A 19,512-nucleotide genomic window follows, 5' to 3' on the forward strand; every position below is an offset into this window, starting at 1 on the left:
GGCCGCGCCGCTCAGGCGCGGCTCTCCTGCACGTCGTCGCTGTGCAGCAGGCGGAGGTCCTCTTCCGGCTGCGGGTCGCGGCCCAGGCGCATGCCCACGATGGTGATGATGGCAGTCAGGAGGATGTACCCGGCGATCAGGTACCAGCCGCCGGACGCTGCGCCGTAGAGGGCGGTGAAGATCAACGGAGCCACGGCCCCGCCGATGACGCCGGCAAGCGTGTAGGCCAGGGAGCTGCCGGCGTAGCGGAGGCGGGCCGGGAACTGCTCGGTGATGAAGGCTGCCTGCGGGCCGTACATAAAGGCGTGCAGGGCCAGTCCGATCACCACGCCGATGATCAGCATCACCACGGACTTGCCCGCGATCATCAGGAAGAACAGGGGAATATAGACGGCGGTGGCGGCAGCGGCAATGCCGTAAACCCAGCGGCGGTTGAACCGGTCGGTCAGGGCGCCGGCGAGCGGGATCAGGAAGAGCTGGAACGCGGAGCCGATCAGGATGGCGGCCAGCACGTTGCCGGTGGTCATGCCCAGTTCCTTGGTGGCGTAAACGGCCACAAAAACTGTGAACAGTGCGTAGAGCACGTCCGGGCAGACGCGGGACAGGGCAGCGGCAATCAGCGCACGGGGCTGGGTGGTGAAGACTTCCTTGATGGGCGCCTTCGGCTGGTTGCCGTGGGCTGCGATGGCCTTGAAGACCGGGGTTTCCTCGAGCTTGAGGCGGATGATCAGGCCGAAGACCACCAGCAGGGCGGAGGCCAGGAAGGCTACCCGCCAGCCCCAGGAGAGGAACGCTTCGGTGCTGAGGGAGGCTGCGAGGACGGCCAGGACGCCGTTGGCCATGAGGTTGCCGGCGGGCGGGCCGATCTGGGCTGCGGAGGACCAGAAGCCGCGCTTGTTGGGGTCGCCGAATTCGCTGGACAGCAGCACAGCGCCGCCCCATTCGCCGCCGACGCCGATGCCCTGGGCCAGGCGCAGGAGCACCAGGACGATGGGGGCCCAGATGCCGATCGCAGAGTAGTCAGGCAGCGCACCGATGAGGACGGTGGCGACGCCGATCAGCACCAGGGTGAAGACCAGGACGTACTTGCGGCCCACGTTGTCGCCGAGCCGCCCGAACACGATGCCGCCGATGGGGCGGGCGAGGTAGCCCACCGCGAAGGCCGAGAAGGACAGGAGGAGGCCTACGAATTCATCATCCGAGGGGAAGAAAATCTTGGGGAAGACGAGGGCTGATGCCACCGAGTAGATGGCGAAGTCGTAGTACTCAAGTGACGTGCCGGTAAGGCTGGCGACGTACGCCTTGAGCGCGCCGGGCGGCGGCTTCCTTGCCGCGGCCTTTGCTGCCTTGTTTGCGCTGGTCATGGTTTCCTCCGGGGGGATGAGGGGTGGGGCGGGGGCCTGAATGCTGCCGTGGGATGGGGCTAGAGGAACGAGCCGATGCTGACACCGGCGTCTCCGAGAGCGGACTTCACTGCAGTGGCCATCGCTACGGCCCCCGATGAGTCACCATGCACGCAGATGCTTTCTGCGCGGATTTTGAAGGTGGACCCGTCAATTGCCCGGACGGCGGATTCCGTGGCCATCCGTAGGACATGTTCCGCCACTTGTTCCGGATCCTCAAGGACTGCTCCGGGGAGGGAGCGCGAGACAAGGCTGCCGTCCGGGTTGTAGGACCGGTCTGCGAACGCTTCGGTCACGGCGCGCAGTCCGGCTTTCTCTGCAAGCCGCAGGACTTCCGAACCGGGGAGGCCGAGGATCGGGAGGTTGGGGTCAACCGATTTCACGGCGTCGACGACGGCCTGGGCCTGGGCTGTGTGCGTGACGATGGCGTTGTACAGTCCGCCGTGCGGCTTCACATACCGGACTTGGGTTCCTTCAACGGCGGCCAGGGCCTGCAGGGCACCGATCTGGTACACCACGTCGTCGGCCAGTTCCGCGGGGCTGATGTCCATAAAACGGCGTCCGAAACCGGCGAGGTCCCGGTAGCCGACGTGGGCACCAATAGCGACGCCGGCAGCAGCAGCCTCGCGGCAGGTCCTGCGGATGACGCTGGGATCGCCGGCGTGGAATCCGCAGGCCACGTTCGCGCTCGAAACCGAGCCGAACATGGCCAGGTCATCGCCGAGGCTCCAGCGGCCGAAGGACTCGCCGACGTCGCTGTTCAGGTCAATCGTTGCCATTTGTGATCCCCGTCTCATTGAGTGGTCCTACTAGGATGCCCTAAATTTACAGATTGTTCAACAATCCTTCGATTCAACAATGTGACGATCGTGTAAATTCTCGAGTATGGCCTCTTCAGAACCGATCATCTCCTCTCCCCGCTTTTCGGCGAATCACGCGGCGACGCGGACCGCCGCAGGCCGCCTGCGGGTGGCCGTTCCGTCCGTGGCTGAGCGGGTGGCGGATGAACTCCGCCTGCAACTGGCGGAGGGAGCATTGCTTCCCGGAACGCGGCTCACCGAATCCACCATCGCGGAGGACCTGGGCGTCTCCCGCAATACGGTGCGCGAGGCATTCGTGGAACTTGCCAGCGAACGGCTGGTGGTCCGCCATCCCAACCGCGGCGTCTTCGTGGCAAGCCTGGAGGCAGGGGACATCCACGACGTCTATACCGTCCGCCGCGCCATCGAGGTCAGCGCCCTGCGCGCCGGAGGCAGCCCGGAGGACGTGGCCGCCGTCCGGGCCGCCGTCGAGGAAGGCAAACGGGCTGCGGCAGCCGGTGATGACGAAGCCCTGGGCACCGCCAACCAGCACTTCCATGGCGCCATTGTGGCCATGGCCGGAAGCCCGCGGCTGAACAGCATCATGGGCCAGGTCCTGGCCGAGATGCGCCTGTTCTTCCACAAAGCCACCGTGGACGCGCAGTTTTACCAGCACTACCTGCCGGACAACGAAGCGATCTGCCTGGCCCTGGAAGCCGGGGAACTGGACCGTGCGGCCGACCTTCTCCTGGCGTATCTGGACCGCTCCGAAGACAACCTGAGCGAAGTGCACGGCGAAGCCGGAACAGACTGAGCCGTTAGGCTGGACGAATGAAACGCCGTCTTGCAGCCTTGTCCGCCGTCCCCCTGATGCTCCTCCTCTCCGCCTGCGGATCGGTCCAGGAAGTCGCTGAAACCGCCGCGAACGATGCCGCCTCCAAGGTGGCAACCGCAGCCTCGGACGAGGTCCGGAAGCAGGTCTGCACCGTGGTGGAGGACGGGCTTGTCAGCGTCCAGGACAAGGCATTGCTGGGCGGGCTGGTCTCCGCCGCGGACACTGCCGGGGTGCCTGCGGAAATTACGACGCCGCTGGGCCAGATCGCCGAGGCCGGAGACCAGGTGCCGGCTGAGTCTGTCACAGCACTGACGGAAGCCTGCTCGGCTTAGTTCCCGGCCGCCTCTGCTAAGGCAACGCGGGGTCACTTCCGGCCCAATAACCAGGGATTATTGGGCAGGGAGTGACCCCGCGTTCCTCACAAGCTAGCGCTTGCCCTTTTTGCGTGATCCTTTGCCGCGGCCCTTGTCCGGATTCGGCGCGTAACGCTGGGCCACCTTCGGCTTCTTGACCGCGGGGCCGCGCCGGTCCGGCTTCGGCTCCTTCTTGGGCTTCTCCTGCTGGGCCGAGGGCTGCCGGGAGCTCGCCGCGGTGCGGCCGCGGACAATCCCGATGAACTCCTCGATGATGTCGTCCGAGGAATCGCTGGGCCAGGCCAGCGCGATCTCCGTGACCGGGGCACCCGTCAGCCGGCGGGCCACGGTGTCCTTGACGTTGAAATGCCGGGCCACGGACATGGGCAGGATCACCAGCCCCGCGCCGGACGCCACCACCTGCATGGCCGCTTCGGGTCCACCCAATTCGGCGACATCCAGGAAAGTCTCTGCCGCGAGGTCGGCCAGGGCCACTTCCTCAAACACTGAAATCTCGTGCCCCTTAGGCGCCACCACCACGGGCTGCTCCTCATACAGGGGGATCACATTCAGACCCTCGCGCTCCACCGGAAGCCGGACAAAGCTGAGGTCCGCAGAACCGTCACCCAATACGGAAAGCTGGGCGCCGTCGTCGGACATAAACGACTCCAGCGGGATGTCCAGCACGCGCTCTTCCCAGCGGCGGATCCACTTGCCCGGGGTTACGCCGGGCACATAGGCGAAGCGGAGCACACGGGGCGCCTCCTGCTCCGGCGATTCGTCGGGGCTGGCGTTCTGGGGGGATTCATTGTCTGCGGGCACGTCTTCACAGTACCGCCCGCGCGGCCCCGCGATGCCGGAACTGGGGCGGGGTTGGCTCAGGGCTGGTACCGAGATGGTGCGGAGCCGCGCAAAGCTGGTGCCTTTCAGGCGGGCAGCCGGATACCCTTGAACCATGACCTCTGCAAACTCCCAGTCCATGAAGCCGGCCACCGTTGCCAAGAAGCTTGGCATCTACCTGCCGGCAACACCGCAGGAGTTCCAGGATTCAACCATCAGCCGCGCCGATTTCGCCGAACTCCAGTCCAACCCGCCGGAGTGGCTCGTGGAGCTCCGCCGTAACGGCCCGCACCCCCGCCCGGTGGTGGCCCAGAAGCTGAACGTCTCCATCAGCGGCCTGGCCCGCGGCGGTGTTGAGGAAGCGCTGACGACGGCGGAAATTACCGCGCTGCTGCAGGCTCCCCCGGCATGGCTGGTTACCGAGCGCTCCACCCACGCCGCCGTCCGCACCGAAGCCCAGCGGGTCAAGGACGAGGCGGCCAAGAAGGACGCCAAAAAGGCTCGCGCCCAGGCCGAGTAACCTCCGCTTCCTGAGTCCCGCGGGAGCGTCAGTCCTGGTGCAGCTGCACGAAGTTGCCGCAGCCGTCGTCGAAGACCGCACTGATCCCGGACGGATCCTCTGACGGCTCGCCCTGGAATTTCACGCCGGCAGCCACCAGCCGGTTGTACTCGGCCTGCACATCCGGAACCCCGAAGGTGATGGCCGCGATCCCGGCGTCGTGCAGTGCGTTCATGTAGTTCGCACCGATCGGGTTGTCGCTGGGCTCCAGCAGCAGACCCACCGACCCGGCGTCGGAGCCAGGATCCTTGATGATGAAGAGGTTGTACTCGGGCATCGCCATCAGCGTCTCGAACCCGAGGGTCCCGGTGTAGAACGTGTGGGCGGCGGCCGGATCCTGGACATGGATGCTGCACATTTTCAGTCTCATGGTCCCAAGCTACCGGCCGGCAGCAGGCGCGGGAACCTTCAGCGGAGAAGAGCCGTCCTACGTGTCCATCAGAGCTGCCAGCCCGGAGATTAGCGGTCTCCAGGACCCAGACCGAAGGCACATGCGCCAGGCAGCCTCCGCAACCGCATCGCTGCGCAGGCCGCGGTGAAATGTGGCGTGGACTCGGCCGTGGATCCGGATTCGAAGAAGTCTTTCGGTGACATCGAAGGCGGAGCCGAAGTCCCGTGAGCGGCCGCGAGGTGCCCCTGGCAAGGTAACGCCAATCGAGTCCGCGAGCTGCGTTTGCCGAGTACGGCGAGGCAGATCCAGACAGTCCGCAGATTGCCAGGGCTGTTGAGATTCTTGCCAAAACTGAAACCGGACACGAGAGCTGCGCATTCCGGCCCTCTTCGAAACTGGCCGATAAGGGACCTTCCATCAAGCAAATTGCGTTCCCTAGCAGTAACAGCCGCGCCGGCGGGCAAGAGGTTCAGTCCAGCTTGGCGTGGCGCAGGTACTGGTAAACGGTCTCCCGACTGATCCCGTAGTCACGGGCAAGGAGGGCTTTAGGCACACCGCTGCTGGCGCGCTGGACCAGTTCGGCGGCCCGTTCCGGTGTGAGAGTCTTTTTTCGTCCTTTATAGGCGCCGCGCTGCTTGGCCAGAGCGATGCCTTCCCTTTGGCGTTCCCTGATGAGGGAGCGTTCGAATTCGGCGAAGGCGCCCATGACGGAGAGCATGAGGTTGGCCATGGGCGAGTCCTCGCCGGTGAAGACGAGGCCTTCTTTGGCGAACTCCACCCGCACGCCCATGTGGGTGAGGACGTGAACCAGGGCGCGAAGGTCATCGAGGTTGCGTGCGAGCCGGTCCATGCTGTGCACAACCAGGGTGTCCCCATCACGGGCGAACCGCAGCAGCTCTGTGAGCTGTGGTCTGGCGGTGTCCCTGCCGGAGGCCTTGTCCATGAAGACCCGGTCCAGAACCTGGCCTTCGAGCTGGCGCTTCTCGTTCTGATCCAGAGTGCTCACCCGCACGTATCCGATCCGCTGGCCAGCCACGATTTCCTCCAACCTTCGTTTTGTCAGAATGACTTCTAGGCCCGATCCAGCTGAAAGTCAAGACCTCCCCAGTCTGTTCTGTCAGGTTGAGTTCTAGGCCCGCGCCAGAAGAACGTCAAGACATACGCGTCCTGTTCGTCAGGTTGGGGTGTACTTCAACTGCAGAGTCACTGCAGCGACGAATAGGGCCAACCTCCGATGCCGGGTTGCGGAGCGGAAATCGTGAGAAGATGGTAACGGTCCCAGTATTTTCATTACTCTGAAGGGTTGTCCGTGTCCCGATCGCCTCTTCATGCAGCCACGATTGTCGATGTAGCCCTCCGGGCCGGTGTTTCCAAGTCCACAGCAGCAAGGGCTTTAGCCGGTTACGGGTCGGTCAGCGGAAAGGCCCGGCAGAGGGTGGAAGATGCCGCGAGGGAACTCGACTATCAGCCTAATAGCCTGGCCAGGAGCATGATCACCGGTCAGACCAACACTGTTGGCGTCGTGATTCCTGATATCAGCAGCCACTTCTTTGCGAATGCACTCCGAGGTATTTCCACGGCAGCGCGTGAAGCAGGTTATGAGCTACTGCTGAGCAGTACGGATGGTGATCTCGGTTTGGAGCGCAGAGCAGTCGACTTGCTGGCAGCAAAACGTGTGGACGCAATCATTGTTGCTCCCGTATCTACCGAGGACACCGCTCATTTGGAGAAGCTCGCCGAGCAGGGCATTGCTGTTGCTTTGCTTGACAGGCCAGCACCTGAGGTAAAAAGGGCATCGTACGTTTCTGTTGATCACGTCGGGGCGTCGAGTATGGCGGTGAACCATCTTTTGGATCTCGGGCACCGGCAAATCGGAATCGTGACTGAGGCGGTAATGCCTCCAGGTTGGCAGGAGGCAGTGGACTCGGGAGACGCTCTCTCGCTGCGCCCCAGCGCTGCGCGCCTGGTCGGGTACCGAAATGCTTTGCGGGGGGCCGGTATACGGTTTCGAGACGAGTATGTGGCCCACAGCGCGTACTCAAAGAGTTCCGCCCGTGCGGCCACGGAACGCTTGCTGCGCCAGTATCCTGAGATCACGGCCATTTATTGCACCGATAGTGAGCTCAGTGCGGGTTCTTTCGCGGCTCTGCAGGATCTGGAGATCTCGTGTCCGGACAGCATTTCCCTCATTGGCTTCGATGATCAGGATTGGGCGACGCTCGTTCGTCCACGCCTCACAGTGGTCGAACAGCCCAATTACCAGTTAGGGAGGGCCTCGGCGGAAGAGGCAATTGGGGCGATAACTGATCCGGGGGGTGCCCGGCGGAATCGGACATTGAGTGGTCGGTTGATCGTACGGGATTCCACAGGCCGGCCGCGCGCGCGCTGACCGGCCTGCGGTCCGGGGTCTGTCAGGCGCGGGTGGCCTCGTTTGCTGACATGGCCCTGCGTTCGACTGTCCTGCGTCGCTGCTCGCGTGGATCAGGAATTGGTGCGGCGGCGATCAACCGTTGGGTGTATGCCTGCTGGGGCTGCTTCAGCACCTGATTGATTGAACCAGCTTCCACAATGGTTCCGTTCCTCATAACGGCGACCCTGGAAGCAAGACTTTCAACGACAGCAAGGTCGTGGCTGATGAACAGGCAGGAGAAGCCCATTCTGCCTTGCAGTTCGAGGAGGATCTCCAGAACCTTGGCTTGCACCGAGACGTCCAAAGCGGACGTGGGCTCGTCGGCGACCAGCAGTTCGGGTTCCAGTGAGATCGCTCTGGCGATTCCAATGCGCTGACGCTGGCCTCCGGAGAGTTCATGCGGGAACCTTTCGTACCATGACGAGGGCAGTTCGACGCTTTCAAGGAGTTCTCCCACGCGCTTCCGAGCCTCCTTGCCCGAAGACAGATTGCCGTGAAGGCGGAGCGGTTCGGCGATGCTGTCGCCGATGCTGGCTCTGGGATTCAGAGACGAGGCCGGGTCTTGGAATACGATGCCAAAACGTTTGCGAAGCGGGCGGATCCTGCGGCTCGATAGGTTGGAAATGTCGTGCCCGCAGACGTTGAGTTCGCCTTCGGTGGCTTTGAGCAGGCCCACCACGCATCGGCCTACGGTAGATTTTCCTGACCCTGATTCACCTACGAGTCCAAGGATTTCGCCGCGATGGACCTCGAAGTTGACGTTTTGAACCGCTCTGAAGCCCCGCCGGCCCAACCGGCCCGGGTATTCCACAACGAGGTCCTTTGCACTAAGGACGACATCCTCTTGGGATTCAGCAGGATCTGACTCGATTACAGGCACTGAGCCTTCACTGATCGATAGGCGGGGCACTGCTGCCAGGAGTTTGCGGGTATACGGGTGGCGTGGGTCATCGAACAGGTCGTTGACGAATGCCTCTTCAACAACCCTTCCCTTTTGCATAACTATCACTCGTTGGGCGACGTCGGCCACTACGCCCATGTCGTGGGTAATGAATAGGACGGCCATGCCGGTTCTTTGCTGGATGTCCTTGATGAGGTCGAGTATTTCTGCCTGAACAGTGACGTCCAAGGCAGTTGTGGGCTCATCGGCAATAAGTACTTTAGGATCACAGATCAAGGCCATAGCAATCATGGCCCTCTGTCGTTGCCCCCCGGAGAGCTGATGCGGGTACTGCTTGGCACGGCGGGCGGGTTCGGGCATGCCAACGCGATCGAGCATCTCGACGGCGAGTTGATGTGCCTCTTTTGCGCTGACGGTTCGGTGGGCTCGCAGTGCTGCACTGATTTGGTGGCCGATGGTGTAGACCGGGTTCATCGCGGTCATCGGCTCTTGGAAGATCATTGCGGCGTCGTCCCCGCGGAGGGCTTCCATTTCGGCTTCCGTAGCGGACAACACGTCCGTCCCGGCTGTGGTGATGGAACCGGTGACGTTGGCTGTGTCAGGCAGCAGGCGCAGGGAGGCAAGGCTCGAAACGCTCTTGCCAGAACCAGACTCCCCTACGACGGCCAGGATCTCGCCAGCATAGACGTCGAAGGAGACATCCTGTATTGCTTGAACACGTTCCCCGCCGATGTTGAAATCCACCGATACTTCCCGGATGGCCAGGACGGGCGGCTCGTCTCGGGGCGGGCATCGCCTGACAGCCTCCATCGACAGGTCTTCGCTGGTGTTGTTGCTCATGTGAGTCCTCGCAAGTAGTCGATGCCTTTGGTGACCATTGCCTTCTCCGTGCAGAGGTGGCGCCAGGTGTTGGATTTTGCTGCGATTTTTGCATGGGTGGGAGTGAACGCTTCAAAGGTCAACCAGCCGTCGTAGTCCACGGCGCGGAGGGATTTCATCACGTCCGCCCATGGAACATGCCCGCTTCCCAGGAGGCCTCGGTGGCTTTCGGCGATTTGCACGTATCCCAGCCGGTTACCGGCATCCAGGATCCCCTGAGGGACGGAGGCTTCCTCAATGTTCATGTGGAAGGTGTCCAGTTGGACTTTGATGTGCGAAGAGCCGATCTGGTCGATCAGGCCGCGGGCCTGCTCTGCAGTATTTAGTACGTAGCCGAGGTAGCGGCTGGTCGCTTCGATGCTGACTGTGACGTCCAGGGCTTGGGCTACGGCTGATACTTCAGTTAGCCCCTCCGCCGCTCTTTCAAGCTCGCTCGGAGTCACTGGCCTCCCGGAGAATATCCTGCCCGCCGCCGAGAGCACACCCCCGATGTTGGTCGCGCCGATATCGGCTGCCGCCCGTACGGCGCTGGTGATGTGCTCAACTCCGGCTCTGCGAATTGCGGGATCCGGGCTTACCAGGTTGTTCTCGGCTGTGAGGACGACACCAAGCGTCCAGTCCACGCCATGCCGGGCCCCGGCCTTCTTCATTTCCTGCGTGGGAAGGCTTGCGGCGAGGTCTGTATGGACTTCTACGCCGTCGGCGCCCCATAAGGCGGCCGTGGCGGCCAGCCCGTCGACGGATTGCCGATCAATTGAGTCGACGATCATTAAGCTGTGGACACCGAATTTCACGCGCGGACCTCCGTCAGCGCGGCGGCTTTCGGGCGGGATACCTTGCGGCTCCGTGGGTCCAGCCAGTCCCGGAGGGCGTCTCCGAGGACACTGAAGGACAAGATGGTGGCCACTACCGCTATGGCAGGTGCCAGAAGCAGGTCCGGGTTGGAAGCCATGAACCGCTGGCCCTCGGCCACCATGAGTCCCCAGGAAGCTGTTGGCGGTACTACGCCGAGACCGAGGAAGCTCAGGCCGGACTCCAGAAGGATGGCGGAAGCGAGAGTGAGGGACATTTGCACGGCAATTGGAGACATGATGTTGGGCAGGACCACCCTGAGGAGAATCCTCGGCGTCGGCGCTCCGATGGCTTTAGCCGCTTCGACGTATTCCGCATGTTTGACGCCTACAACCTGGCCGTAGGTGATGCGTGCGAAGTTCGGCGCGAAAAGCAGCCCCATGACGACTATCAGTGTCATAACACCGGACCCGTATATTGTCACGATCAGCAGTGCCAGGATGATTGGCGGGAAAGCCAGGATTACGTCAGTCAGACGCATGGTCAGCGTCTCGATGAGCCGGCCGAAGTAGCCGCCCATGAGGCCAAGAAAAGTGCCGAAGAGACAGGCGAACAACGTTGCTCCGAGGGCGACGACGATTTCTATCCGGGCCCCGTAGATTAGCCGTGAGAGACTGTCCCGACCGAACTGGTCGGTCCCCAGAAGATGCCCTGGAGTCCCGATCGGACGCAACTTGTTGGCGACGTCCTGTGCGATCGGATCGTGTGGCGCAAATAAAGGCGCGAACAGGGCGACGGCAACAACGGTGACCACGACTGCCAGCGCGACGTAGCGCAGGGGGGTTGCGTGTTCGTGGAACCGCTTAAGGAATGCGGTCATGATGTTCTCACTCTCGGGTCAAGCATGCCGTATGAGATGTCGACGATGATGTTGATGAGGATAAATATCACCGAGATGACGATGACGATGCCTTGCACGACTGGGTAGTCCCGCTGCAGGACTGACTCGACGAGGAGTCCGCTCAGCCCGGGCCAATTGAAGATCCGCTCTACCAGAACGGTTGAACCGAGCAGGGTCCCCACTTGCAGGCCGACAACGGTGACTACAGGGTTCAGGGAGCCCCGGAGGACGTGCTTCCTGAACACGGTCGGGCCGCTGAGGCCGATGGCCTTGGCCGTGCGGACGTAATCTTGTCCAATGACTTCCAGGACGGCCGATCGAGTCATCCTCGAGACCACTGAAATGATCCCGAAGGATAACGCCAGGGCAGGAAGCAGGACCCGTTGGAGGTGTCCGGCGAGGTCGGCTTCGGCAGGCCGATAGCCGCCTGCCGGGAACCAACCCAGCTTCAGTGAGAAAACCAGGACAAAGACCGTCCCGATGACGTACACGGGAACGGATATGCCGGTGCTGGTCACCAGGTTGATTGCGGCGTCAACTACACCCCCACGCTTGGCGGCAAGGCTGCCGAGCGGAATGCCGACGACAAGTGCCAGGAGTACAGCTACGGCGACAAGTTCCAGGGTGCGCGGCAACCGCTCGGCCACGGCCGCCGTCACAGCGCTGTTGTCCCGGAAGGAGGATCCGAGGTCGCCGCTTATGATGCCCGAGAGGTACTGCACGTACTGGGTCCAGAGGCTCTGGTCGAGTCCGAGTTCTGAGCGGACTTTTGCCAGAGCCTCCGGGCTGGCGGCACCCCCTCCTTCGCCGGTCAGAATGATCTCCGCAGGGTCACCGGGGACCAGGTGAAGCGAAAGGAAGATTAAGGTGAGGACGATGAAGGCCAGGAATAGGCCGAGAAGACATCGTTTCAACACGAATCTGAGCAAGGGGTGCCTCCGGCTGTCAGTTATGGGGAAACGATTGACGTTTCGGTGAGGGTGTATCCCGAATTGAAGGTCAGGAATCCGGGGATGTTGGAGAAGCCGGTCACGGACTTCTGGTAGGCGTAGGCCTGCGCACGGCCAGCGAGAGATACGAACGGTGCATCGGTCAGGATGGTTTCTGACAGCTTGTCGTAGATGGCCTTTCGTTTGGCCTCGTCCGTTTCTGCCACACCCTGTGCCAGCAGGTCATTGATGGTGGCGTTGTTATAGCCAAAGGAACGGGTGTGTTCGGCGGGGCCTGTGACGAATTTGCTGAGGAATGACGGGTCGTTGACTACGCCGGCGGAACCGGAGACCGCGATGTCGTAGTCGCCGGCGTTGCCCTTGGAGACCCTGGTTGCCCAGTCAGGAAGATCCAGATCGAGTTTGATCCCGACGGCTGCGAGGTCGGATTGGACGGACAGGGCCGTGTCCTTGTGGAAGGCGTACTGGGAGGTGGAAAGCATCTTGGCAGTGAACCCGTCAGGATAGCCCGCCTCGGCCAGGAGGGACTTGGCTTTTGCAGCGTTCTGTTCCCAGCCGTTGGCCAGTGACTTGTTGTAGAAAGGGCTGGTTTCAGGAACCGGGACGCCCTGGATTGGCGTTCCGTTACCGGACAGGGCAGCCGATACGACGTTCTCCCGATTCACGGCCAGGGCAACTGCTTCGCGCACCTTGGCATCTGCGAAGGGGCCTTTAGTGACATTGAAGTTCAAGTACATGAACGGGCCGCTCTGGGCGTCGAGGGTGATATTCGAATCGGATTTGACCCGGTCGAACTCCTCCCAAGGGACGAAATCGATCAGGTCCACGTCCCCTGCCAGCAGGGCGTTTGTCCTGGCCTGCCCATCCGTGTAGATGGGGAAGTCGATTTTGTTCAGTTTTACTGATCCGGCGTTATAGTATCCGTCAAATTTCTCCACCACGAACGAGACGCCTTTGTCGTGGGAGACCAACTTGAAGGGCCCCGCGCCGACCCAGCTTTCTCCGCCGGCGGTGAATGCCGCCGAGGGAAGGACCGCTGCTGTGGTGTCTGCAATGTAGCTCAGGAAAGCGGCGTTGGGAGATTTGAGCTTGATAATGACGGTTTCGGCGTCGGGAGTTTCGATGCTTTGGATGCCTTGGGTGACGGAGACGATTTTGGCCGCCGATTTGGGATTGGCCAGGTCCTCGAAGGAGGTCTTGACTTCGGCACTTGTCAGCGGGCTGCCGTCGTGGAACTTCAGTCCCTTGTGGAGGGTGAATTTGTAGGTTGTGGGGTCGGTTTGCTCGTACTTTTCGGCCAGGGCGGTGGTGATTTCGCCTTTGGCGTTGTAGCCGAGGAGACCGCGGTGGAGGACGGAGTCCAGCATCATTGCTGCTGCTCCCTGGTCCAGGTGCGGCTGCAGCTTGGGAACGTCCGCGGAGAGCCCGAACTGGAGTTCCTGCGCGGGGGCCGCCCCTTGTGTTGTTCCTCCGCCTCCGCAGGCAGCAAGGGCTAGGGCAGAGGCTGCGATGGCTGCGGTGGTGGCCGCGTACTTCAACTTTGTGAACATCGTTAGTTTCCTTGTGTGGGGAGGGAAGGTGTGTCTGTCGTTGCCGCAGCGGTCAGGGCCGCCGTTTGTTGGGGGTAATGGAGCTCGGCACTGGCTTGGGAAATTTTTCCCTCGGCGAGGTCGCGTGCTACATGTTGAACTGTTCTTTTCGAGGGGTCCCCATAAGCTCCGGCGCCGGCTGTTTCCACTGAGACCCGGTCCCCTGGTTGGAGGACCGTGTAACCGTGGTCGATGGGACGGGCTTCGGGGTTGAGAACCACATCGGCGCTGGCACCGGCGGTTCCGCCGTCCAGCCCCCATGGCTGTGACTTTTGCCGGCTTGTGTCCAGCCAAAAGTGGATGTCTTTGTCTTCGACGCGGACAGCCCTGCGGATGGCGAGGCCGCCACGGTGGTGGCCAGCTCCGCCGGAGTCCTGGATCAGTTCATAGGCCTCAACGACCAAGGGGTATTCCGTTTCCAGGCTTTCTACAGGCAAGTTTGAGGTGTTGGTCATATGGACCTGGACTCCGTCGAGTCCGTCTTTGGTGGCCCTTGCCCCGCAGCCGCCGCCGATGGTTTCGAGGTATACGAACTCCTTGCCAGTGCGGGAATTCCGTCCTGAGAAGTGAACGCCGGTGTTGGCGCCGTTGCTGGCAGCGGTTACCCGGTCGGGGACAGCCTGTGCGAGGGCTCCGTGAATGAGGTCTACGATGCGTTGGCAGGTTTCGCTGCGGCCGTTGACAGCTGCCGGTTCCTGGCAGTTGATGATGGAACCCAGCGGCGCTTCGATTTTGATCGGACGGTAGAGTCCTGCGTTGGCGACGATGTCGGCGTCCATGAGGCTTTTCAGGGAGTAGTAGACCGAGGCGTACAGCGCAGTCCAGACGACGTTCACACTGGCCCGGACTTGGGGCGGGTTTCCGGCGAAGTCGAAGAGGATTTCGTCGCCTTGGACGGCGATCCTGACCTGGAGGTCAAGTTCTTCATCCAGTTCCGGGCAGTCAAACTTGTCGGCGAAGGTGTAAACGCCGTCGGGCATCTTTTCGATGGCCGCCCGGGTCCTGCGTTCCGTGTAGTCGAGCAGCTCTTCAGCGGCCTGTGCCATAACTGCGCGGCCGTAGCGGGCGCACAGGTCCTTGTACCGCAGGGAACCAAGACGGTTTGCGGACTGTTGGGCCCGAAGGTCCGCCTTACGCTCGTGCGGCACCTGGCAATTGAGCAGGATCAGGTTAAGCATCTCCTGCTGAAGCTCTCCCCGACGGACCAGCCGGACGGGAGGGATTCGCAGGCCTTCCTGAAAGATGTGCGCGTGCCCGCGGTCGCCGAAATCAGCGTGGTGGGCAAGGGTTGCGGCCCAGGCAGAGAGGATGCCGTCAACGAAAATGGGCGTAGCGAGGACGATGTCAGGCAAATGGGATCCGCCGCCACTGAAGGGGTCATTGCCGATGAACGTGTCCCCGTCATTGATTCCCTCCGCAGGGTACCTGGCCAGGATGGCGTCAACGATGCCCATCAGCGAACCAAGGTGAAGAGGGGAGCCGCCTTCGTCCTGGGCGATGCCCCTGCCTTTTGCATCAAAAAGGCCGGCGGTACAGTCACGACGTTCTTTAATATTCGTGGAATAGGCGGCCCGGACGAGCGTGCCGCTCATTTCTTCTACAACCGTGGACAAGGCTGATCCGATGACTTGTACCAGGACGCTGTCGAGGGTCTCAGCTGCGGCGGTGTGAGTGCTATTCACTGGTACTCCTACGGATTTCGATGACGAGGTTGCGCAGGTCGTCGACGACGCAGACGTCTGACGACAGCAGCAGTGTGGTGGTGTCCATCTGTTCGACGATGGCTGGCCCAACAATGCGGTGGCCGACATCGAGGAGGGAACGGTCGTACACGGGGCAGAGGGTGTAGCCGCCTTCCTCGGGCAGATACACTTCGCGGGTACCCACTACTGCGGCTTCTACTGCCCGGCCTTGAAAAGTTGACCGGCGCAAGTCTGCCCTCGGGACGGTGGCGATGGCCTGGACCCTGAAAGTAACGGCTTCGACTACCTCCTCGTTGGCGCTGTACCCGTACATCCGGTCGTGCGCGCTTTGGAAGCTGCGGATCAAGTCGCTGATGGCGTCTGAGGTGATGTCACCATCGGGTACGTCTACGGCCAGTTCGTAGTTCTGACCCGCGTAGCGCATTTCCACCCGGCGGGACAGTGAACGACGGTGCTCCTCAATGCCCTCTTCTTCGAACCAGTCAGCGGCATGATCTGTCAGTTCGTTGAAGACCTCATTGAAGTCCGTAGTCGCGGCCGCGGAAGCGAGCATGATCTGGGTTCGCATGAAGTCACTGCGAATATCAGTCATAAGCAGACCCAGTGCCGACTGCGCACCTGGTGTTTCAGGGACGAGAATCGTGCTTGATCCGAGCTCCAGGGCCAGTCGGGAAGCGTGCAGTGGCCCGGCGCCACCGAACGGAACCAGCACATAGTCGCGCGGATCGTAACCGCGCTGAACTGAGATGACACGGATGGCTCGCGCCATGTTGGCGGTAACTACCCGAATGATGCCTTGCGCGGTCTCCTGAACGGTGAGCCCGAGAGGATCCGCCAAAGCTTTGATGGCGCGGTGGGAGGCCTGCGCGTCAATTTTCAGCTGACCGTTCAGCAGGTACTCAGGGTTCAGGACCTGAAGCACCACGTTCGCGTCTGTGACTGTTGCTTCCTGGCCGTTGCCGTAACAGGCGGGGCCCGGATACGCGCCGGCGCTTGCAGGTCCGACCCGCAGATGGTTGCCACTGTCAGTCCACGCGATCGATCCACCGCCGGCACCGACGGTATGAATGTCGAGCATGGGGGAGCGGATAGGTCGTCCGTCGAGTTCCATGCTGGAGGTGACTTTGGGAGTGCCGTTCTGCACGAGGGAAACGTCCGAAGATGTCCCGCCCATATCGAAGGTGATGATATCCGGGCTGCCTGCAGCTGAAGCGATAGCAGCAGCACCTACGACTCCCGTGCTCGGGCCCGAGAGAACCAACCGGACAGGCAGCTCCTCCGCGGTGGGGAAGGGAATGATGCCGCCGTTGGACTGAGTGACGTGGGGCAGGCATTTCAATCCGGCATCAGCAAGGTTGCGGCGGAGCCGCGCCAGGTACCTGGCAACGACGGGTCCTACATACGCATTTGTCACAACCGTCGACAGACGCTCAAACTCACGGAACTCCGGCAGGACCTCACTGGAAAGCGAGACATAGGCCTCCGGGAATTCTTCCGAAATGATCCGGCCTATCTCATGCTCATGTTCGGGGCGAACATAGCTGTACAGCAGGCAGACCGCGATCGACTCAACACCCTGTGACTTCAGTTCCCGAACTGCAGACCGTACCTCATCCAGATCGAGAGGGATCTCGACGCGGCCGTCATGCCGTACGCGCTCTGCCACCTCCAGCCTCAAATCGCGGGGAATGAACGGCTCTGACTTATCCGCTTGGAGATCGTACATGTGGGGGCGCCGTCCGCGTCCGAGTTCCAGCAGATCTCGGAAGCCCTTGGTAGTGATGAGGCCTGTACGGACTCCCTGCCCGGTCAGTAGGGCGTTTGTGCCCACGGTTGTTCCATGAGCAAAGTAGGAAATTTCGTCAATTGTGCGCCCGCCAATCTGCTCCAGCAGTTCATGGACCCCCCGGATGATGGCGCGGCCTGGGTCATCCGGCGTCGATGACACCTTTCGGACGTGGACCTGTCCGTTGAATTCGTCGAAGGCGCAGAGATCAGTAAACGTTCCTCCGGTATCGACACCGATTCGTAAACTCATTTCTTCCTGACTGTGCTTGCTGCTGGTGTGAAGGTGGTGGGGATCAAAATGCGTAGAACTGGTACCGTTCCCATTTGGTCTGTTTTTGAGTCTGACATGGCGCGCATCACACGTCAAGAGTTTTTTTGGGATCGTTCTCAGCCTCAATCATGAATCGCCCGCTTCCCCAAGGAACGTCGCTTGAAGTTAGGGTATTGACGCGCAAGATCGCAGTCAGGCAAGATTGGGAACGTTCCCTCACTAGTTCGATCGAGAAAGCACTCTACTATTGAAAAGGCGCACGATTCGGCCAGCCAGCCCTGCAAGTCCGGCACCAGCCCATAGGGCCCATGTGGATCGGTCGCATGACTGTTCCACGGATTCTGAATCCAGCCCGACTTGCCCTGCATGCGCACGGCCGGAAACCGATTGACCACGATGAAGCTACCTCTCTGGCCGACCAAGCAGGGTGCCGGGGGCCGGCTCGAGGCGGAGACCGGTGCTCATTGCCCCCGAACCGGAACGTGGGCCGCCGCCGCCGGGGAGCAGAGCGTCGTAGTATGGGTTGCGGAAGGCCAACTGATGCCTCCTGCGACGGGTACGCCGGCGAGATGGATCTACAAGGCGACGCCAAGCTTCGTTGATAAAACGAAGTCCGCCGGTCGGGGGTCAGCGCAAACACCCAGGAAGTGAAACTGCCAAAATGCCCCCGAAGATTGAATCTGACGTTGCGGTCCTGGGCGGTGGCATCCTCGGGGTGTCCACGGCAGTGCACCTCCTGCGTGGGGGCGCCTCCGTTGTCCTCATCACCGAAGGCAGCCTTGCGAGCGGCGCCACAGGACGGTCCTTGTCCTGGTTGAACGCCGCCGGCAAGCGCTCTGACGAGTACCACGCCCTCCGGATGGCTGGGATCGACCGTTACAGGACGCTCTATGCCGCGGACCCCTCGAGGGAATGGCTGCACTTCGATGGAGGCGTTTTTTGGGCGGCAGTTGGAGAAGCTCCAAAGGCAGAAGCCCGACATGAACACGAACAATCTCACGGTTACGATTCGAAGCTGGCAAACCCAGGGCAGATTTCCGCTCTCACGCCTGGAATTGACGAGGCCGCCATTCCCGACGTTGCTGTTTTCAACCCGGGCGAGGGATGGGTCAGCCTGCCCCATTTGGTGGAATACCTCATGGAGGAATTCAATGCTCTCGGTGGAACGCTGATTGCCGACGCCGGCAAATCGCGAGTACTGGCAAGAGAAGGAAAGGCTTGGGGGGTCAGCACCGAGGATTCCAGCGTCTACACCGCCGACAAGGTGGTGGTTGCGTGCGGTGCAGCGACACCTGCAGTCGTAGAAGAGCACGGCATCTACATTGCAGATGGATCGCGCCTCTCCGCTCTCGTCATTACTGAAGTAGCCGGCTGCAAACTGAAATCCGTTCTCAATACGCCACGAGCTGCAGCGCGTCCAAACCCCGGTGGCTCACTGGCCCTCGACCATGGGTGGTATGAAGAGCAGATTATTGAACAACCGGACGGCTCCTTCGCAATTCCCAAGGAGGTCGTTCAGGAGTTGACAGAGGAAGCCTCACGGCTCCTCGATGGCAACCCGCAACTGACCCCTGCCAGCTGGAAGGCCGGTCGGAAGCCCATTCCCGGGGATGGCGAACCTGTGTTCGGAGAACTGGAAAAACTGCCCTCCTGCTACGTGGCCTTCTCACACTCTGGTGCAACCCTTGGGCTGATTGCCGGAGAACTGCTCTCCTATGAAATTCTCAGTGGTCAGAAGCACCCCATGCTGGCATCGTTCCGGCCCGAACGCTTCAGCCGGGCCTAGGTTCCCCAAAAGGCCCCAACTTTCCCTTGGCAGCTGGCGCATGCTGTACAAAGTCAATCGTCAAAGGATTTTCAACGTCCGTATTCCGGGCGCGTGATTCAGGCACGCCCTCCCGTGGAAGCGGCATAACTGTGATTCAGGTCACGTTGAGGTGTCGACGCCGTTCCCAGTAGCCGGACCACTCCTGCCCTCCCACTCCCACGCGGTCGGACCATCGGACGATCCTCAAGCGACCATGGTGATTACTCTCTTCACCGGTCTAAAGCACCTTCCAATTGCCTGCTTGGCAGCGGCATGACCAGAATCTGTTTCCCAATGCCGCCCCCTGGAACACTCGCACCAGACCATTGACATCGTTCCC

The 19,512-nt window shown here is 61.6% G+C and carries 17 protein-coding genes and 1 pseudogene; 6 read left to right on the forward strand and 12 right to left on the reverse strand.

Features of this window, described 5'->3' with window-relative positions:
* Positions 1–11: 11 nt before the first annotated feature.
* Together NFC73_RS08825 and NFC73_RS08830 are read right to left on the reverse strand one after the other, a co-directional pair.
* The gene (locus tag NFC73_RS08825; protein ID WP_254749403.1) at positions 12–1,364 is read right to left on the reverse strand and encodes an MFS transporter; all 1,353 of its coding nucleotides are present in this window, start codon (positions 1,362–1,364) and stop codon (positions 12–14) included.
* Positions 1,365–1,423: 59 nt separating this feature from the next.
* Positions 1,424–2,182: a LamB/YcsF family protein gene (locus NFC73_RS08830; protein ID WP_254749405.1), complete on the reverse strand. Its 759-nt coding sequence runs from the start codon at positions 2,180–2,182 to the stop codon at positions 1,424–1,426.
* A gap of 106 nt (positions 2,183–2,288) precedes the next feature.
* On the opposite strand from NFC73_RS08830, the gene NFC73_RS08835 reads away from it, so the two are divergent.
* Complete coding sequence (locus NFC73_RS08835; protein ID WP_254749407.1) at positions 2,289–3,017, forward strand: GntR family transcriptional regulator; 729 nt, start codon at positions 2,289–2,291, stop codon at positions 3,015–3,017.
* A 17-nt stretch (positions 3,018–3,034) separates the two neighbouring features.
* The gene (locus NFC73_RS08840) at positions 3,035–3,370 is read left to right on the forward strand and encodes a hypothetical protein (RefSeq protein WP_254749409.1); all 336 of its coding nucleotides are present in this window, start codon (positions 3,035–3,037) and stop codon (positions 3,368–3,370) included.
* Between the two features lie 93 nt (positions 3,371–3,463).
* On the opposite strand, the gene NFC73_RS08845 is transcribed toward NFC73_RS08840, so the two are convergent.
* On the reverse strand, positions 3,464–4,213 hold the full coding sequence (locus NFC73_RS08845) for a LysR family transcriptional regulator substrate-binding protein (protein ID WP_254749411.1): 750 nt from the start codon (positions 4,211–4,213) through the stop codon (positions 3,464–3,466).
* A gap of 133 nt (positions 4,214–4,346) precedes the next feature.
* On the opposite strand from NFC73_RS08845, the gene NFC73_RS08850 reads away from it, so the two are divergent.
* The gene (locus tag NFC73_RS08850) at positions 4,347–4,751 is read left to right on the forward strand and encodes a DUF5997 family protein (protein WP_252603374.1); all 405 of its coding nucleotides are present in this window, start codon (positions 4,347–4,349) and stop codon (positions 4,749–4,751) included.
* Positions 4,752–4,779: 28 nt separating this feature from the next.
* On the opposite strand, the gene NFC73_RS08855 is transcribed toward NFC73_RS08850, so the two are convergent.
* Both NFC73_RS08855 and NFC73_RS08860 read right to left on the reverse strand, forming a co-directional pair.
* The gene (locus tag NFC73_RS08855) at positions 4,780–5,160 is read right to left on the reverse strand and encodes a VOC family protein (RefSeq protein WP_254749413.1); all 381 of its coding nucleotides are present in this window, start codon (positions 5,158–5,160) and stop codon (positions 4,780–4,782) included.
* Between the two features lie 490 nt (positions 5,161–5,650).
* A complete protein-coding gene (locus NFC73_RS08860) occupies positions 5,651–6,217 on the reverse strand; it encodes a recombinase family protein (protein ID WP_254749415.1) in 567 nt (188 codons plus the stop codon).
* Positions 6,218–6,490: 273 nt separating this feature from the next.
* Between NFC73_RS08860 and NFC73_RS21005 the strand changes: the two are divergent.
* A pseudogene (locus NFC73_RS21005) lies at positions 6,491–6,643 on the forward strand (LacI family DNA-binding transcriptional regulator); the annotation flags it as partial.
* Positions 6,644–6,670: 27 nt separating this feature from the next.
* Positions 6,671–7,570, forward strand: a complete 900-nt coding sequence (locus tag NFC73_RS08865) for a LacI family DNA-binding transcriptional regulator (RefSeq protein ID WP_254749417.1) — start codon at positions 6,671–6,673, stop codon at positions 7,568–7,570.
* Positions 7,571–7,592: 22 nt separating this feature from the next.
* Here NFC73_RS08865 and NFC73_RS08870 read toward each other — a convergent pair whose 3' ends face one another.
* The 7 genes from NFC73_RS08870 to NFC73_RS08900 are packed head-to-tail and all read right to left on the reverse strand — an operon-like array spanning position 7,593 to position 17,461.
* Positions 7,593–9,332: an ABC transporter ATP-binding protein gene (locus tag NFC73_RS08870; RefSeq protein WP_254749419.1), complete on the reverse strand. Its 1,740-nt coding sequence runs from the start codon at positions 9,330–9,332 to the stop codon at positions 7,593–7,595.
* Positions 9,329–10,141 (reverse strand): sugar phosphate isomerase/epimerase family protein, encoded by an 813-nt coding sequence (locus tag NFC73_RS08875; protein ID WP_254749421.1) that lies wholly within the window; start codon positions 10,139–10,141, stop codon positions 9,329–9,331. The genes NFC73_RS08870 and NFC73_RS08875 overlap by 4 nt, the downstream gene beginning before the upstream one ends.
* Positions 10,142–10,161: 20 nt before the next feature.
* Positions 10,162–11,043, reverse strand: coding sequence for an ABC transporter permease (locus tag NFC73_RS08880; RefSeq protein WP_254749423.1), 882 nt, complete (start codon positions 11,041–11,043; stop codon positions 10,162–10,164).
* Positions 11,040–11,993 carry an ABC transporter permease gene (locus tag NFC73_RS08885; RefSeq protein WP_254749425.1) on the reverse strand — a complete coding sequence of 318 codons (954 nt, stop codon included), beginning with the start codon at positions 11,991–11,993 and terminating at the stop codon, positions 11,040–11,042. The genes NFC73_RS08880 and NFC73_RS08885 overlap by 4 nt, the downstream gene beginning before the upstream one ends.
* A gap of 20 nt (positions 11,994–12,013) precedes the next feature.
* A complete protein-coding gene (locus NFC73_RS08890; protein WP_254749427.1) occupies positions 12,014–13,564 on the reverse strand; it encodes an ABC transporter substrate-binding protein in 1,551 nt (516 codons plus the stop codon).
* 2 nt (positions 13,565–13,566) lie between these two features.
* Positions 13,567–15,285, reverse strand: coding sequence for a hydantoinase B/oxoprolinase family protein (locus tag NFC73_RS08895; protein ID WP_254749429.1), 1,719 nt, complete (start codon positions 15,283–15,285; stop codon positions 13,567–13,569).
* On the reverse strand, positions 15,278–17,461 hold the full coding sequence (locus NFC73_RS08900) for a hydantoinase/oxoprolinase family protein (RefSeq protein ID WP_254749431.1): 2,184 nt from the start codon (positions 17,459–17,461) through the stop codon (positions 15,278–15,280). The genes NFC73_RS08895 and NFC73_RS08900 overlap by 8 nt, the downstream gene beginning before the upstream one ends.
* A gap of 565 nt (positions 17,462–18,026) precedes the next feature.
* Between NFC73_RS08900 and NFC73_RS08905 the strand changes: the two genes are divergently transcribed.
* A complete protein-coding gene (locus NFC73_RS08905) occupies positions 18,027–19,151 on the forward strand; it encodes an NAD(P)/FAD-dependent oxidoreductase (protein WP_254749433.1) in 1,125 nt (374 codons plus the stop codon).
* Positions 19,152–19,512: the final 361 nt, after the last annotated feature.

Origin of the sequence: Pseudarthrobacter humi (assembly GCF_024294965.1) — a bacterium.
GTDB lineage: Bacteria > Actinomycetota > Actinomycetes > Actinomycetales > Micrococcaceae > Arthrobacter > Arthrobacter humi.

Coding starts and splice junctions, on each gene's coding strand:
- NFC73_RS08905 (WP_254749433.1), top strand. CDS start 18,027: ATGCCCCCGAAGATTGAATCTGACGTTGCGGTCCTGGGCGGTGGCATC.
- NFC73_RS08890 (WP_254749427.1), bottom strand. CDS start 13,564: ATGTTCACAAAGTTGAAGTACGCGGCCACCACCGCAGCCATCGCAGCC.
- NFC73_RS08825 (WP_254749403.1), bottom strand. CDS start 1,364: ATGACCAGCGCAAACAAGGCAGCAAAGGCCGCGGCAAGGAAGCCGCCG.
- NFC73_RS08875 (WP_254749421.1), bottom strand. CDS start 10,141: ATGATCGTCGACTCAATTGATCGGCAATCCGTCGACGGGCTGGCCGCC.
- NFC73_RS08880 (WP_254749423.1), bottom strand. CDS start 11,043: ATGACCGCATTCCTTAAGCGGTTCCACGAACACGCAACCCCCCTGCGC.
- NFC73_RS08840 (WP_254749409.1), top strand. CDS start 3,035: ATGAAACGCCGTCTTGCAGCCTTGTCCGCCGTCCCCCTGATGCTCCTC.
- NFC73_RS08850 (WP_252603374.1), top strand. CDS start 4,347: ATGACCTCTGCAAACTCCCAGTCCATGAAGCCGGCCACCGTTGCCAAG.
- NFC73_RS08835 (WP_254749407.1), top strand. CDS start 2,289: ATGGCCTCTTCAGAACCGATCATCTCCTCTCCCCGCTTTTCGGCGAAT.
- NFC73_RS08870 (WP_254749419.1), bottom strand. CDS start 9,332: ATGAGCAACAACACCAGCGAAGACCTGTCGATGGAGGCTGTCAGGCGA.
- NFC73_RS08865 (WP_254749417.1), top strand. CDS start 6,671: ATGATCACCGGTCAGACCAACACTGTTGGCGTCGTGATTCCTGATATC.
- NFC73_RS08830 (WP_254749405.1), bottom strand. CDS start 2,182: ATGGCAACGATTGACCTGAACAGCGACGTCGGCGAGTCCTTCGGCCGC.
- NFC73_RS08855 (WP_254749413.1), bottom strand. CDS start 5,160: ATGAGACTGAAAATGTGCAGCATCCATGTCCAGGATCCGGCCGCCGCC.